Source organism: Allocoleopsis franciscana PCC 7113 (genome assembly GCF_000317515.1).
Classification (GTDB): Bacteria; Cyanobacteriota; Cyanobacteriia; order Cyanobacteriales; family Coleofasciculaceae; genus Allocoleopsis; species Allocoleopsis franciscana.
Genome location: NC_019738.1, coordinates 5616596 through 5632095, shown reverse-complemented (window position 1 = coordinate 5632095; position 15500 = coordinate 5616596). Strand labels below are relative to the sequence as shown.

Genomic DNA, 15500 nt, shown 5'->3' with positions numbered 1-15500 from the left:
GGCGATCACATCCAGCAACTATAGCAGCAGATTGAGGCATAGGAAGCCCTAGTGCCGACTAAGATGGTGGTGATGCTGCTGCCTCGACCTACTGACCTTACTTCATCGTAGGTGGTTTGTTGCCAATGAGACGCTGATACACTTCGGAGACTAGCCAGTCGGACACCACTTTCTGAAAATCGCGATCATTCATATATCGTGCAAAAATCGTTTCGTTTTGATCTACACGCTCGACAAAAAGAGACTCCAGCATCTGATTGAAAAGCAAGGCGAACTTGTCGGCTGAGTTGACTTGTGCCGCTTGTTGTAGCTCCTCGGAATTTGCAGCAGCCTCCACTATTTGATCAAAAAAGAGTTGATCTGCCTGATTAAAATCGGTGCCAAAACGACTATTGATTGTGTCAATCAGTTGCGAGAGTTTGACAGGGCTTTCACGGACAACACCAGTACCAACTGCTTTGGGTCCGTCTAGAGGCTGGCTGTAACCTTTCCTCAGAACAATCGAGCCTTCGCTAATCTTCTGAAGACGGTAATACTCAAGCTGGATATCGCTATCAAAATCGTACTGGGCTTCGTTCTTATGACGAGGGAGTTTAGGCGATAGGTGGCGCAAAAAGATGTAGAGCCGCTCTAAGTCTGAATCTTGATAGGGAATGATCTGGCTGAGGAAGGAGTAAAGATTGCGAAAGGCTGCTACTTTCCTACGCCATACCTCAGCTTCTTCTGGGTTGTCTGCATACAAAGAACGGAATCGATCAACGGCTGGATCGAGTGCTGCGTTCATCGCTTGATGGTCAGAAACACTTTGGCGTTGCTTCGGTTTGAAGTAGATTTGACAAAAATACTCAATCTCTTCTTGCAGATAAATCCCTTGGGCGTCGAGTTCCGCCTGGAGTTGATAGAGCTGCTCAGGTTTAGCTTCTTCTCCTATTTCGGCACCTTCATAGAATTGCTGAAACGCTTCTCGAATCTCTTCGCGATCATTGATGAAATCTAAGACGAACGTGTCTTCTTTCTGGGGATGAGTGCGATTGAGACGGGAAAGGGTCTGTACTGCCTGGATGCCTGCTAGTCGTCTATCCACATACATGGTATGTAGCAGGGGTTGATCGAAACCAGTTTGATATTTCTCAGCGACGAGCAAAACCTGATACTCATTGGTGGCAAAACGCTCCGGCAGTTCACGCTCACGAATGCCCTGGTTCATTGCTTCTTCGCTGTAGGTCTTGTCCTTGATTTTGTCGTCTGTCACTACACCTGAGAAGGCAACCAACGTCTTGATGGGATAACCCTTCTCTTTGATGTATTTGTCAAAGCTCTGTTTATAACGCACTGCCTCAAGACGAGAGCCAGTCACGACCATTGCTTTAGCTCGTCCACCAATTTTGTGCCGCGAGAAGGTGTTGAAGTGTTCAACCATTACTTCTGTCTTCTGGGCAATATTGTGAGGATGGAGGCGCATGAAGCGAGCCAAGGCACGAGCAGCGTTCTTGCGCTCTACATTAGGATCGTTTTTACAGGCTTTGATCAACTGGTAATAGGATTTGTAAGTGGTGTAGTTGTGGAGTACGTCCATGATGAAGCCTTCTTCGATTGCCTGTCGCATGGTGTAGCGATGGAACGGCTTGCCATTGTCACTGAAGACTTTGAGTGTTTTATGCTTGGGTGTAGCCGTGAATGCGAAGAAACTCAGGTTCGCCTGACGAGCACGCTTCGCCATGCTACGAAAAAGTTCTTCTTGGTTTTCCAGCCCTTCTTCTTGAGCGCGTTTTCGAGCTTCTTCCTGCAAATCTTCACCACCCAGTATCCCTTTTAGCTCGGTTGCCGTTTCACCGGATTGAGAGCTATGGGCTTCGTCGATGATGACAGCACAGCGACGGGTGGGTAGTACTCCGCGTCCCTGTTCGTTGCGCTCTTCAGTGAGTTTGAGTAACTGTCTAGAGACAAAGGGGAATTTCTGTAGTGTGGTGATAATAATCGGAACAGCACTTTCGAGCGCTTGAGCTAGCTGCCGTGAGTCTTCGTCGATTTTCTGCACGACTCCCTGGCGATGCTCGAATTGATAGATAGTGTCCTGCAATTGTTGATCGAGTACGCGGCGATCGGTAATGACAATGACGCTATCGAAAACTCGACGATCTTGGTCATCATGCAGGGAGGCAAGACGGTGAGTTAGCCAACCGATGGTATTACTCTTGCCACTGCCTGCGGAATGCTCAATGAGATAGTTGTGCCCCACTCCTTCACGTCTTGCCGCGTCAGTTAGCCGCCGTACTGCCTGAAGCTGATGGTAGCGGGGAAAGATCATGCTCTCCTTTTTGAACTTTCGCCCGTCGTCGTCGTGCTTTTCTTCTATTTGCAGATGTAGGAAGCGGGCAAGCAAATCGAGTAAGCTATCTCGCTGTAAAACTTCCTCCCAAAGATAGGCAGTGCGATAAGTGCGCCCATTTGGATCTGATGGATTACCTGCTCCACCTTCACAACCCTGGTTAAACGGCAGAAAGTGAGTTGCATCACTTGCCAAGCGGGTTGTCATCCATACCTCTTCGGTATCAACTGCAAAATGGACTAGAGTTCGCCGCTTGAATTCAAAGACAGGTTCACGAGGGTCACGGTCTTTGCGATACTGCTGTTTGGCATTCTCAAATGTCTGTCCGGTTAGCGGGTTCTTCAGTTCTAAGGTGGCGATTGGGATGCCGTTGAGACTGAGGGTAACATCAAGGGATTTGGCAGGATCGCGATCGCTGTAATGAAGTTGGCGAGTGATGCCGACACAGTTAGTAGCGTAGCGTGCTTCTAAGCCAGGATTTAGACCGTGCGCGGCTTTGAAGTAGGCAATCCGCAGGGTACGCCCATAACATTTGAAGCCGTGGCGTAGGGTGTGGAGGGAACCATAGGCATCCATCCACTTACACAGGTCAGTAAGAATTTGCGTGGCGGTATTCTCTCCGTGGAGTGCCTCTAGCTTTGCCCACTCTTTTGGTTGGGTCGTGCGGATGAAGTTGATTGCTTCATCAGGAAAAATGGCACGGGTGCGATCAAACTGGCTGTTGACTCTAACATAGCCATGCGCTAATAGATGCTCCTCAATCACACTCTCGAAAGCGGCTTCACTATGACGAGAAGCAGAGGAATTAGATATCATTTGCGCTTTTGCTTGTGAATAGCCTGCCTACGTTTACGATCTTGTTCGACCTTGTGCAAAAGTTGTCGTGCAACCTGCTCGATTATGAAACAGAAATGAGGGTATCGTCCCTTCTTGTCACGGATGCTGTAACCGTTTTCAACAATTCTTCGTAATTTGGCTTCGCTTAAGACCTCATCTTCAGGAAATAAAAGTTCGTCAATTGCCTGCTTTCTCAGATCCACTAGCAAAGGGTGGGCAAGCTTTAGGTGGGCAATGGTTTTTTTTGCAGCAAGATCAGTTTGTGAAACAGGTTTAATACCTCCTTCCATATCAAAGTGGAATTTTGTTTCACACGAACCATCTAGTGGATGAATAAAGAAGTCAAGCTCGTACCAATCACCCCTTGCTTGAGCGCCAAATTGGCAATCACCTTTGGGATAGGCTGCTAGCATATTACTGTACATCACATCATCGTGATCGTTCTCATCCTGCTGTGAAATACTCTGTGGTTTCAAATGTTCAATATGGGTATTTTCTTCCGAGATACGGATACCCGTATAGCAGCACAAGTACCCTTGTTCCTCTAGCAGAGCCTTGATAATTTTTTCTTTTAAATCTTGGTAAATGTCATCATCGTAGCGGCAATTAATTGGCTTGCCATTTTCATTTAGTGGTAGAGTCCTGAACCACTGACGCAGTTCTCTTGGTCCAGAACCTTTGCGGATGTATTTCATCTAATCCCCTAGCAAACGTATCCTATCAATGCGTGTTTGCAAACGTACTAATTCTGGGAATTCACCAACCTCTACTCGTAAATCATCGATTGCATCAGTCGCCCTGTCATACTCCTCATCTTCAATCAGGTCAGCGATACGTTTTAATTTTTGTTTGGTTTCTATATCACGCTCAGAAGCCTCCATTAGATAGCTCAGCACCCAATTACTATCCATACCAAGCGATTGTTCTGGTTGGTATGGAAGCTCACCATTTTCAAGAATTAGGATATTTTCAGGTGACACCTCACCAATGATCTGTGGTGAGTGGGTCGTAGCAATGAATTGACAACTCTGAAACGTTCGAGTCAATTTTTCTACAATTGAGCGTTGCCAACGGGGATGTAAGTGCAGGTCAAGTTCATCAATGAGTACAATAGCCTTACCCTTCTGTAAAGGGTCGTCTAGCTTAGGATTAGCCCATGAAAGGCGTCTTGCTAAGTCAAGCACCAATGCCAGAATGCCACGTTCTCCATCTGATAACTGACGCACATCAAATGATACCCCTGCTTTATTAAGCATTAGAGTAACTTGTGGTTCTCTGACGGCACGTAAATTGGAGCAGTTTTCAAGAAAATATCTCACTAAGCTCTCAAATGTATCAAAATACCGTTGTGCCTCTGTTTTACCTTCTTGGATAAGCACCTCCTGTACCAACCACCACTCAGCGAACTCACGCGGACGCAGTTCACGATCACCCTTTAGAGCATCAGCAAAGGCAACTGCCTGACCACCTGCTGTAAATTGCTTAGAAGGTGCAGCCATACTATATAAAGAGCGGCGCGTTGAGAAATACACTACAAGAGGTTGTTCCCGTCGAGTTTTAAGACTCTTTGGAATTTCCTTCTCATCCGGAGTCAAATCTTGCCGTTCAACCAAATTATAGGTTTGGTCACGAACTTCTCCTTCTCGGCTAATGTCGATTACATAATCTTGGCGTGGTTTATGTACGAGGTATTGGAAGTCAATCTCTGCTGCGTTGAATTCAAGTTCGGCAGTGAGGGCACCACGCCCAACTGTAATATCGGTTGTCTCGAAGTCGAGAGGCTTACTTTTGGATGCTGTGAATTTTGGTAGTACCTGTGACAACATAATCCGAAGAGCATCCAGTACAGAAGACTTGCCTACACCATTAATGCCAACGATCAGATTCATCCCTGGATGAAAATCAAAGTCTGCCTGCTCGAAAGCGCGGAACTGGGTGAGGGTGAGGCGGTTGAGTTGCATGTCTAGGCTGAGATACGAATCTGTCCAGTGACTGCGGCTGAGATGAGAGCAACACGTCGCTCTTGCAAGAGTTCCATAGTATGCTCAGTGGCTTCTTTTAGATTAGCGAGTTTAGAGATTTCGGACTCTATATAAGCAACGATCGCCTGTTGTTCACTCAAGGGAGGCAAAATCAATAACCAGTCTAGGATGTGTCCCTGAGAAATCTTAACCATAGATGCACTAGAACCTCTAGCATCTGCCTCAATTTGTAGTCGTCCACTTGGAGCTTGCAGAAAGTAACTTAAAAATTTACCATCAAGCTTTGATTCATCAAGTCGTAAACGGTAAATTAAGTCACTCAGTATAAGTTGAGATCTGGTTTCATGAACATAGCAGATATCTCCAACTAGCTCAGGTGTATTAGCTCGTGTTATTAAAAAGTCACCCGAACGAATTTCCAAGGAGACTGGAATTTCTATAGATGCAGGAAGAGCTTTAGCTTTAGATGGATCGAACTGCCCATCTTTAACAGCGTTCAATTTCAAAACTCCCCATTCCTCTTGTCCCGGTTCTCGTTCTTCTGCTTGAGGACTCCAACCTTGTTCAAGAGTTTTAATAAACCACCGAAGCCGTTCAATATTCCAATGTGCGGGAATCTCACCCAACCATTCAATTCCCGAATCGCGCAGGGGAGCATCAGGATTTAGCCCACGGGTGACGGCGTGGGTGATGAGAGAGCGACGTTTCTCGGTGAGGAGTTCGAGGAGGCGTTGTTTGGCAGTGATGAGGGTGTCGATTTTGGCGGTTTGGCGATCGACGTAAGATGCAATCTTGCGTTGTTCAGTAACTGGTGGAACTGGAATGAAAAGATTTTTTACTGATTCTTGTGAAATATTTTGCATAGAACTGCTAGCGCCTGTTGCGTCACGCTCAAATTCGTAACGTGCAACTGGCGAACGCAAATAAAATACAAGGTATTCTGGGCAGAGTGTCCTACAGTTTATTTTCAGGCGATACAATTTGTCGCAGAGCAACAACTTAGGGCGAACTTGCTTAACCAATGCGGCACTGCCCACTAGTTCAGGAGTGTTAGCCCGACTTACGAGTAAATCTCCAGGTTTAATTTCATACTCAGTCAGCGGCTCCAAATCAGCGGGAAGACGTTTATTCTCATTTGGATTAAATTCCCATCCATTGACCGCACCGACTTTAAGCACACCCCACTCATTTTCATCGGCTGGAAAGTTATCGCTTTGTGGTGACCAGCCTTGTTCAATTCCCAAAAGATGGAATTTAAGAAGTTCAATTGACCAATGGGATGGAATTGTTTCTACCCAATTAATAACAGAATCGTAGGCAGTAGCGGAACTATTGAACACTTTTGTAAGCGTTTGCGATTCATCGCTCATGACGTTACTTCATGAAGCAAACGGATAATTTCCGCCTCCATTTTCTTAATATCCGCATCAATGTCCTCTAGCGACCGGGGCGGCGTGTACTTATAAAAATGCCGATTGAAGTTAATTTCATAGGCACTACGAATTTTCTGTTTATCTGCCCATGAATCCGATAAGTGTGGCTCTACCTCATGACAGAAGTAGTGAATAATTTCTTTCTCATTTTTCTCTGGGTTTTCTGTATCTACCAAGCGCACATTTTCAAAATCCCGGAGTTGCGAATCTGGCTCATACATCCGCTCCAATTTGCGATTGGGTACCGGAAACCAACCCCAAATACGAGCATTGGGGTCGCCCTTCGCCTCCCGTTGATCGAGAATAACTGGCTTAGCTTCTGGGTCACGTTCGGTAAAGACATCACGGAAGAGCTTGCGTTCTGGATTTTTCCACCTGCTCTCCCGTTGTTTGAGCAACTTTTTCATTAGCCGATCAAACTCACTCCAGTCTTCTCGTGGTTCTCGTCCTAGCTCTCTGTCAATTGCCTGCACATCGTCCAGCAAATGGGGCACCGCATCCAGAAAACGGCTCTTACGATCTGTGTTCATCTGGTAAACCAAGCGCAAAGGGCGCTCAATCGGCACACGGTTATAGCCAAAGTCTTCATTATCGAAAATTTTGCTGGTTTCTGTTTCCACAAACTTGCCGTACTCACACACCACTGCTGCAATGTCGTCCTCACCCATGTAGCGGCGTTTATCACCAAGGCTACGGCGCATCGGTTGCCAACGGGCACGGGCATCGATCAGTTGAATCTTACCCTTGCGGTGGGATTGCTTACGGTTAGTGACGATCCAAAGATAGGTACCAATGCCCGTGTTGTAAAACATCTGCTCCGGCAGGGCAATAATAGCTTCCAGCCAGTCATTTTCAATAATCCACCTGCGAATCTCACTTTCTCCACTACCCGCCCCCCCTGTAAATAAAGGTGAGCCATTAAACACAATTGCCAATCGTGAACCGAATTTATTCTGCGTGGGTTGATAGAGTTCAAACTTGCTGATCATGTGCTGCAAAAACAGCAGCGCACCATCATTAATCCTTGGCAAACCAGCCCCAAACCGTCCAGCAAATCCCTGTTTCTCGTGTTCGCGTTTTACCTCTTTCTGTTGCTTCTTCCAGTCCACCCCAAAAGGCGGGTTAGCCAGCAGGTAGTCGAAGCGATCATCCGGGTACTGATCATCGATGAGCGAGTCACCGAAGCGAATCGCACTGTTCTCATTACCCTTCATCAGCAAGTCTGAAGCAGCAATAGCATAAGCACGAGGGTTAAAGTCTTGTCCATACACGTACAATCGAGCCTCTGAGTTATATTCGCGCCGCAGATAATTTTGTGCTTCAGCCAGCATCCCACCCGTACCGCAGGCAGGGTCAAGCAGTTTACTCACAATCCCCGGTTTGGTCAGGATGTCATCGTCGGGGTCAAACAAAATATCCACCATCAGGCGAATTACTTCGCGAGGCGTAAAGTGATCTCCAGCAGTTTCGTTGGCGGCTTCATTGAACCGACGAATCAAATCCTCGAACAGCAATCCCATCGCGATGTTGTCTACCTTGGGGGCATCGTCAGTACCAGGGTGTAGATCAACGTCACAGAACTTAGAGACAACGAGGTAGAGGATGTTTGCCTCACGCATTCGCTCCACTTCATTGGTAAACTCAAATTTCTCGAAGATATCTCGAACATTCTTCGAGAAGCTCTCGATGTAGCTGATGAGATGCTTATCAATATTGTCAGGGTCGCCCTTGAGTTTCTCAAAGTCGAGGGGCGAGCGATTGTGAAAACGAAAACCCTTACCTACCGCTTTATTCAGAATTGGGTCAAGAGCGGCATCATTCCCTTTAAATTTTTCTTCCCACTTGGCTGCCTCCGCCAACACCTGCTGCTTTGTGGGTGCAAGCACACAATCGAAGCGACGCAGCACCGTCATAGGTAACATCACACGCTCGTACTGCGGAGGGCGGTAAGGTCCCCGCAGCAAGTCGGCAATTTGCCAGATGAAGTTAGAGAGTTGGTGGTGGTCAGCCATCATTACCTGAGATGAGTCGCTTGTCTTGACGATGTTATTTAGTACAAATGTTCCAAAAAACACCTAATTCGGTATCAGTTTACCTTATCGTCAATCAGAGAATCTGAACTCTACGGAAAAATAGAGCAAACTTATTAATGTAGCATTTTATAAATTTATATCTTATATTCTGAACACTCTACGGTTCGCTATCGCTGAAACTTGCCTTTTCAGTTATCGTTTTGACTTTTGCGATCGCTTCTACTGCCGTCTCCGCTTCAAATCCTCAGCCAGTCGAATATCCACCAGTTCCCCCTCCTCCCACGCTTCACCATCCGGTTTAACCAGCCGTTGGGCAAGTTTTTGGAGTTCTACATCTGAAGCGCGATCGCCTGATTTTGAAGCTGCCCCTTGGATGCTTCGATCGCATCCAGCAACCTAATCACTCCACAGTCAATCAAATTTCTCCAATAGCAACTGCCACTGGTCAATCTGCTGTTGTAGATTAATCGCTTCCTCTCCAGAAGCTTTTTGACCCTCAAACAGACCCCGCCCAGCCAGTTCCTCCTGTGCTTGAGCGATCGCCTGCTTTAGGATTTTCCCAGGACAGCCCTCTCCTCATCCGAAAGTACCACTGCTCCTGGAGAATTGAGCAGACCACGGGCAAAGCGTTCCACTACCTCACTGCGGCTAACTTCCAGCTCTTTGGCTTGTTTGTCTAAATTACTCCTCGCCGTTGGTGTCAAAGTCAGGAGCGTATCTACCTTAGCTTCGTCATACATTTCTCCAACACCCTTGCGACTTTTTTTGCCTTTCTTGCCCATAGCGCTTTACTGATAAATTGCAACTCGCTTAGGCGGCATATGTAACCTGTAGACGAATTGGTGTAGTCTGTTTGGGATGATTCCCAGATACGTCGCGTCCTCGCTAGCGTTTCTCTGGCATACCCTATCGGTGCTGTCATGATGCTCCAACAAGGCAACCATCAAGTTCAATTCAAACCCCGCCTTGTCGATAGTGTCGCCCTACCAGAACCCCAACCACCTAACTTACTCATTCTCGACGGTCAGCAGCGCCTGACCACCCTATTTATGGTGTTACTGTCCGGGCAACCTGTTGTCATCAAAGACCAAAAATCTCAAAAACTCATCAAAAAATGGTACTACCTGGATATTGAGAAATGTCTCGACCCAAATAGCGATCGCCGAGAAGCAATTCTTGCTCTACCCGAAACCAAAAAACTCCAAACATCTAATGGGGTAATTGATATTTCTATGCCATGCCGAGAATATTTAATCGGACTGTTCCCCCTGTCAAAAGTCTTCTTTTTTTCGGAATGGAGAAGCAAATACTCTAAATTTTGGGGATACAATAGCGAAAAACTCAAACTCCTCGATACCTTAGAGCTGGAAGTCCTCAAAAAGTTTGAACATTACCAGATGCCCGTCATTCAACTGCGGGAGTCTTTACCAAAAGAGGCAGTTTGCCAGGTTTTCGAGGATACCAACACTTCTGGATGCGACCTGAATTTTTTCGACCTCATGACGGCTAGCTACTGTGCGGATAACTTCAGCCTGAGAGATGATTGGAAGCGTCGAGAGACTCGCCTTAAGTCCCTGAAAGTCTTACGTTCTTTGAGGAATACTGACTTTATTCAAGCCATTAGCTTGGTAGCTTCTTATGCCCGTCGCCAAAAAGCCCTCCTGGCAAATGTGAATTGTGAGAAGTTACCCGCGATTAGCTGTCGGCGCATGGAAGCCTTAAAGGTATCACCCGAAGAATACCAGACATGGGCAGACCCTGTGATGAGAGGGTTTGAAGAGGCGGCTCGCTTCCTGCACTCTCAAAAAATCTTTGACGCAATCGACATAGCCTACCCCATCCAGCTCGTTGCTTTGACGGCAATTTTAACATTACTGGGCAAGCAATCCGAATCCGAACAGATTCGTTCTCGATTAAGGCATTGGCTGTGGTCGGGGATGTTTGGAGAAGTGTATACCCGTGGACATGAAGTGCGAGCAGCGCATGACGTACTAGAAGTTCCCTTCTGGCTGTTAGGAGGTTTACCACCAACGACTATTTCCTCTGCCGATTTTTCGGTATATCGGCTGCTGGGTGTGAGAAAACGTTACGGTGCTGTATACCAAGGATTGTCAGCTTTGTTGCGGCTTCAAGGGGCAATTGATTGGAGTACGGGGGAAGAAATTAACGATGTACTTTATTTTGAACAACGGGTTGAATCGCACCACATCTTCCCTGTTGCCTGGTGTAGAAAGCAAGGCATAGAACCCAAATATTACAACTGCTTAGTCAATCGCACCCCCTTGTCAGCCAGTACCAACAAAAAAATCGGCTCCAAACCCCCTTCGCTTTACCTCAAACAGTTTGAGAGCGAAGGAATATTCCCTACTAAACTCAATGATATGTTGCGATCGCACGCTATTGACCCAACTATGCTGCGGCGAGATGACTTTGAGGGATTTTTTGCTGCACGGGCAAGGGCATTAATGAGTTTGATCGGAAACGCAATGGGTAAGCCTTTGAACGTTGAACCGTTTGAGGCTTCGGCTAGGGAATACAAAAACGGGAACGGGAATGGGTTCCATCAATCGATATCGATTAATCAATAACTATCGCCAGTATTTGCGATGAGCTACCCTACCAACCTTTTCGTCAACTCCTCATGAATCGCATCCAACCACAGGGGAATCACAGGCTGACCGGATTTCAGAGACGCGATCGCGTCTTCCAAATCAAACTCCAACAGTTTAAGCGATCGCATCTTGGAATTCCACGCCAACATCCAACGCCTTGCCTTTTCGGGATTAAAGAACTCCGGCTCTTTGTCCTTGAGCATCTTAAGAGATTGACGCGCCAGATCAAAGCTCAATCCCACACTCAACCAATATTCCATTACCGCCAACTCAACCAAATCAGACCGGGAGTAATAAAGACTCCGTCCCGTCCCAGTTCCACTAATTACAGGTACAACTACCCCTTTCTCCCGCCAATATTGCAACTGACGGAGAGTACAGCCCGTAATTTTAGCCGCCTGTTTACTCGTAAAAAATGTTTCTTGCATCAATTACGATTCTACAAAGGCCGCTATAATACACATATGGTTTTATTGAACCAATAAAGCATTACGCTGTATGAGCCAAATCACCATTCAATGCCGCCTAGTTGCAAACGTTTCAACTCGCCACCAGATCTGGACATTGATGGCAGAACGAAATACGCCTCTAATTAACGAACTCCTCGAACAAATCGGTCAGCATCCTGATTTCGAGACTTGGCGACAAAAACGCAAAATTCCTGCTGGCATCATCAAACAACTGTGTGAACCCCTCAGGACTGATTCTCGCTTCATCGGTCAGCCTGGTCGTTTTTATGCTTCTGCGAGCGCGCTGGTAGACTACATCTACAAATCTTGGTTGAAGGTGCAGCAACGGTTACAGCGCAAACTAGAGGGACAGATGCGCTGGTTAGGAATGCTCAAAAGCGACGAGGAATTAGTCAACCAGAGCGGTTGTACTCTAGAGGTCATTCGCACCAAAGCCAGTGAAATCCTGGTTCCCCTGACCTCTAAGAACGAGTCGCCTCAACCCACTCAAACCAAAGGCAAAAAGAGCAAGAAACCCCAAGACTTAGGCTCTAATCGCAGTATCTCTAAAACTCTCTTCCAGGTTTACGACGATATAGAAGACCTCCTGACCAAGAACGCCATCTGCTACTTGCTCAAAAATGGCTGCAAAATTCCTGACCAAGAGGAAGACAAAGAAAAATTTGCCAAGCGCCGCCGCAAAACTGAAATCAAGATTTCAAGGTTAGAAGAACAACTAGCCAGCCGTATTCCCAAAGGTCGAAACTTAACCGGGGAAAAGTGGTTAGAGACATTGATCGCTGCCACTAGCACCGTCCCTGAAAATGAGTCTCAAGCTCGTTCTTGGCAAGACAGGCTCTTAACCAAACCCCAGTCTGTCCCCTTTCCAGTTACTTATGAAAGTAACGAAGACCTGACCTGGAGCAAAAATTCCAAAGGTCGCCTCTGCGTAAAATTCAACGGCTTGAGCGAACACACCTTTCAAATCTACTGTGACCAACGCCAGCTCAAGTGGTTTCAACGCTTCCTGGAAGACCAACAAATCAAGCGAGAGAGCAAAGACCAGCACTCCAGTAGCTTGTTTACCCTGCGCTCAGGACAGATTGCTTGGGCATTAGGGAAGGGAAAAGGCGACGCTTGGAACATCCATCACCTGACTCTCTACTGCACTCTAGACACTCGCCTTTGGACGGCTGAAGGCACTGAGCAAGTGCGTCAAGAGAAAGCCGATGATATCGCCAAAACCCTTGCCAGAATGAAAGAGAAAGGCGACCTTAACGACAAACAACAAGCTTTCATTAAGCGCAAAAACTCCACCCTCGCCCGTCTCAATAACCCCTTCCCTCGTCCTAGCCAACCTCTGTATCAGGGGCGGTCGCACATTGCTGTGGGTATTAGCTTGGGCCTTGGGAAACCCGCTACAGCAGCGATCGTAGATGGCACTACAGGCGAAGCGATCGCCTACCGCAGCATCCGACAACTACTCGGAGATAACTACAAACTTTTCAACCGTCAACGACAAGAAAAACAACGCCAGTCTCACCAACGCCACAAAGCACAGAAAAATGCTACCTCTAATCAATTTGGGGAATCCGAGCTAGGGGAATATGTAGACCGACTGTTGGCTAAAGAAATTGTCACCTTAGCTCAAACCTACCAGGCAGGCAGCATTGTCCTTCCCAAGCTGGGAGATATGCGAGAGCTAGTGCACAGCGAGATTCAAACTAGAGCTGAGCAAAAAATTCCCAGTTATGTCGAAGGACAGCAAAAGTACGCCAAACAGTATCGGGTTAATGTTCATCAATGGAGTTACGGCAGATTGATTGAGAACATTCAGGTTCAGGCAGCAAAGATAGGCATCTCAATCGAACAAGGACAACAGCCTGTCCGAGGCAGCCCCCAGGAAAAGGCAAAAGAAATGGCGATCGCAGCTTATCACTCCCGTCTCAACCCCTAAGTTTGACCAATATTTGAACCTTGACATTAGAATAATTGAATAAGCAATAGCGCCGCAGTTCATGTTCAATCGAACCGCTGAGCTGTGAAAAATCAGGGTTAGTTTGACTGTTGGAAGACAGTTGTGCTTTCTGACCCTGGTAGCTGCCCACCCCGATGCTGCTGTCTTCGGACAGGAATAAGGTGCGCTCCCAGCAATACGGGTGCGGGTTCCGCAGTGGTGGCTACCCAATCACCTCCGAGCAAGGAGGAATCCACTCTAAATATTTTTTGACGGCTAAAAGCGGGGGCAAAATCCCCAGGGAACCGTCAAAAGTTCAAAACCTTTGTCTAATCTGGGTTTCACTAATTTCAGCAACCAGCAATCTTCTAGTTTTCCAGGAGATTGAGTAAGGATTTTCGGGAGCCGTCAAAAAGGCTTCTGAAAGGGCAGTGTAGACAAGGGTCTAGGTGGGAAGAGTTTCAACGACCATCCCACCTAGGGGTGGGTTGAAAAAAGCGTAGAAGCCGAAAACTATTTCTAGAAAAGGGTGGGTTGAAAGCGAGTCCAGTTGTGTCCCTATATATAGATAGCTGCTTTAAAAGCTATAGCTCGATGACAAACAATTTGTCAAAATGACACTAATTTGACAACGACGACAAATAATTTGGCAATCGACACTTGAAACCCTTACCAATCATCAATTTCAGCATGATTACGTAAATGGACACAACTGGACTCGAACCAGTGACCCCTACGATGTCAACGTAGTGCTCTAACCAACTGAGCTATGCGTCCGAACACAATTTAGAATGTTAGCACAGACATCAGGCAAAACGCAAATAAAAAAAAATGACGAATTTTGGCAGGCAATCCGCAACTAAAACCTAAATTATTGCGTCTTAATGGCGACGGCTTCTGTTAGAATAGCTGGGTTGTTCAGCTAAAAAACGGCATCTTTGACTCAATCAGTAGACATCGTCGGTGTCGATACATTAGCGCAAGAGCTTGCGACAATCCAGCAAACGGGTTCTAAGCGGATTGCGCTTTTAGGGTCGCGTCACGTTCCCATCACTCATCAAAACCTCATTGAGATGATGAGCTACGCCCTAGTTCTAGAGGGCAATCGTATCATCACTTCTGGGGCTACCGGCACAAACGCCGCCGCCATTCGCGGTGCCATGCGTGCTGACCCCAGCTTACTCACTGTGATTTTGCCCCAAAGCCTAGAACGTCAGCCACGAGAATCACGCAAGCAGCTGGAGCTGGTGATGCATTTGGTGGAAAATCCAGAAAACGATAATCTGTCCCTCAGTGAAGCCAGTGCGCTGTGTAATCAGGAAATTGTCTCCCGATGTCAGCAGCTCATTTGCTTTGCGTTTCATGACAGCCGAACCCTGCTCAAAACTTGCGAAGACGCAGAAGAGCAGCGCAAGCTGGTCACTCTGTTTTACTTTGACTAAATTATGAATCTACAGGATTCTGTAATTCTGCTTTACTGTATTGTCGCAGCGGCAGCACTCATTTATCTGCCGTTTCTGGTCGTCGCATCTGGGCGTGTTCAGGTGGGATATGACCTGAGTGCGCCGCGTGCGATGTTTGACAAGTTACCTCCCTATGCTCAGCGTGCGACCTGGGCACATCAGAACTCGTTTGAAGCCTTTATGATTTTCACGGCAGCGGCACTGATGGCTTATGTGACGGGACAACACTCATCCTTAGCGGTGGGATCTGCGATCGCGTTTCTCATTGCCCGAACGCTATACTCAGTTTTTTATATCCTTGACATCCCCTTAGCCCGATCGCTCATGTACGCCATCGGCTCAGCTTGCAGTGCCACCCTCTTTGTCTTAAGCCTACTGAGTGCCAATACTCCATGAAGCTACTCT

10 protein-coding genes, 1 tRNA gene and 1 pseudogene are annotated in these 15500 nt (G+C 46.9%); 4 read left to right on the top strand and 8 right to left on the bottom strand.

Annotated elements, in window-relative coordinates:
- Positions 1-97: 97 nt before the first annotated feature.
- The 6 genes from MIC7113_RS23145 to MIC7113_RS23120 all read right to left on the bottom strand — a co-directional run bounded on the left by MIC7113_RS23145 (position 98) and on the right by MIC7113_RS23120 (position 9396).
- A complete protein-coding gene (locus MIC7113_RS23145) occupies positions 98-3145 on the bottom strand; it encodes a type I restriction endonuclease subunit R (protein WP_015184622.1) in 3048 nt (1015 codons plus the stop codon).
- Positions 3142-3861 carry a retron system putative HNH endonuclease gene (locus MIC7113_RS23140; protein WP_015184621.1) on the bottom strand — a complete coding sequence of 240 codons (720 nt, stop codon included), beginning with the start codon at positions 3859-3861 and terminating at the stop codon, positions 3142-3144. Before MIC7113_RS23140 ends, MIC7113_RS23145 begins: the two co-directional genes overlap by 4 nt.
- Positions 3862-5127, bottom strand: coding sequence for an AAA family ATPase (locus tag MIC7113_RS23135; RefSeq protein ID WP_015184620.1), 1266 nt, complete (start codon positions 5125-5127; stop codon positions 3862-3864).
- A gap of 2 nt (positions 5128-5129) precedes the next feature.
- Positions 5130-6518 carry a restriction endonuclease subunit S gene (locus MIC7113_RS33750; protein WP_015184619.1) on the bottom strand — a complete coding sequence of 463 codons (1389 nt, stop codon included), beginning with the start codon at positions 6516-6518 and terminating at the stop codon, positions 5130-5132.
- Positions 6515-8593 carry a type I restriction-modification system subunit M gene (locus MIC7113_RS23125; RefSeq protein ID WP_015184618.1) on the bottom strand — a complete coding sequence of 693 codons (2079 nt, stop codon included), beginning with the start codon at positions 8591-8593 and terminating at the stop codon, positions 6515-6517. Before MIC7113_RS23125 ends, MIC7113_RS33750 begins: the two co-directional genes overlap by 4 nt.
- 569 nt (positions 8594-9162) lie before the next feature.
- Positions 9163-9396, bottom strand: coding sequence for a hypothetical protein (locus MIC7113_RS23120; RefSeq protein ID WP_015184617.1), 234 nt, complete (start codon positions 9394-9396; stop codon positions 9163-9165).
- Positions 9397-9477: 81 nt separating this feature from the next.
- Here MIC7113_RS23120 and MIC7113_RS23115 point away from each other — a divergent pair.
- A pseudogene (locus tag MIC7113_RS23115) lies at positions 9478-11202 on the top strand (GmrSD restriction endonuclease domain-containing protein); the annotation flags it as partial.
- 23 nt (positions 11203-11225) lie between these two features.
- Here MIC7113_RS23115 and MIC7113_RS23110 read toward each other — a convergent pair.
- The gene (locus MIC7113_RS23110) at positions 11226-11654 is read right to left on the bottom strand and encodes a MerR family transcriptional regulator (RefSeq protein WP_015184615.1); all 429 of its coding nucleotides are present in this window, start codon (positions 11652-11654) and stop codon (positions 11226-11228) included.
- Positions 11655-11724: 70 nt separating this feature from the next.
- Here MIC7113_RS23110 and cas12k point away from each other — a divergent pair, with 70 nt between their 5' ends.
- Complete coding sequence (gene cas12k, locus MIC7113_RS23105; protein ID WP_015184614.1) at positions 11725-13632, top strand: type V CRISPR-associated protein Cas12k; 1908 nt, start codon at positions 11725-11727, stop codon at positions 13630-13632.
- A gap of 703 nt (positions 13633-14335) precedes the next feature.
- Here cas12k and MIC7113_RS23100 read toward each other — a convergent pair.
- A tRNA-Val gene (locus MIC7113_RS23100) sits at positions 14336-14409 on the bottom strand.
- A 161-nt stretch (positions 14410-14570) separates the two neighbouring features.
- Between MIC7113_RS23100 and MIC7113_RS23095 the strand changes: the two genes are divergently transcribed.
- Positions 14571-15074 carry a hypothetical protein gene (locus tag MIC7113_RS23095; RefSeq protein ID WP_015184613.1) on the top strand — a complete coding sequence of 168 codons (504 nt, stop codon included), beginning with the start codon at positions 14571-14573 and terminating at the stop codon, positions 15072-15074.
- A 3-nt stretch (positions 15075-15077) separates the two neighbouring features.
- Complete coding sequence (locus tag MIC7113_RS23090; RefSeq protein ID WP_015184612.1) at positions 15078-15491, top strand: MAPEG family protein; 414 nt, start codon at positions 15078-15080, stop codon at positions 15489-15491.
- Positions 15492-15500: the final 9 nt, after the last annotated feature.

Coding starts and splice junctions, on each gene's coding strand:
- MIC7113_RS23145 (WP_015184622.1), bottom strand. CDS start 3,145: ATGATATCTAATTCCTCTGCTTCTCGTCATAGTGAAGCCGCTTTCGAG.
- MIC7113_RS23140 (WP_015184621.1), bottom strand. CDS start 3,861: ATGAAATACATCCGCAAAGGTTCTGGACCAAGAGAACTGCGTCAGTGG.
- MIC7113_RS23135 (WP_015184620.1), bottom strand. CDS start 5,127: ATGCAACTCAACCGCCTCACCCTCACCCAGTTCCGCGCTTTCGAGCAG.
- MIC7113_RS33750 (WP_015184619.1), bottom strand. CDS start 6,518: ATGAGCGATGAATCGCAAACGCTTACAAAAGTGTTCAATAGTTCCGCT.
- MIC7113_RS23125 (WP_015184618.1), bottom strand. CDS start 8,593: ATGGCTGACCACCACCAACTCTCTAACTTCATCTGGCAAATTGCCGAC.
- MIC7113_RS23120 (WP_015184617.1), bottom strand. CDS start 9,396: ATGGGCAAGAAAGGCAAAAAAAGTCGCAAGGGTGTTGGAGAAATGTAT.
- MIC7113_RS23110 (WP_015184615.1), bottom strand. CDS start 11,654: ATGCAAGAAACATTTTTTACGAGTAAACAGGCGGCTAAAATTACGGGC.
- cas12k (WP_015184614.1), top strand. CDS start 11,725: ATGAGCCAAATCACCATTCAATGCCGCCTAGTTGCAAACGTTTCAACT.
- MIC7113_RS23090 (WP_015184612.1), top strand. CDS start 15,078: ATGAATCTACAGGATTCTGTAATTCTGCTTTACTGTATTGTCGCAGCG.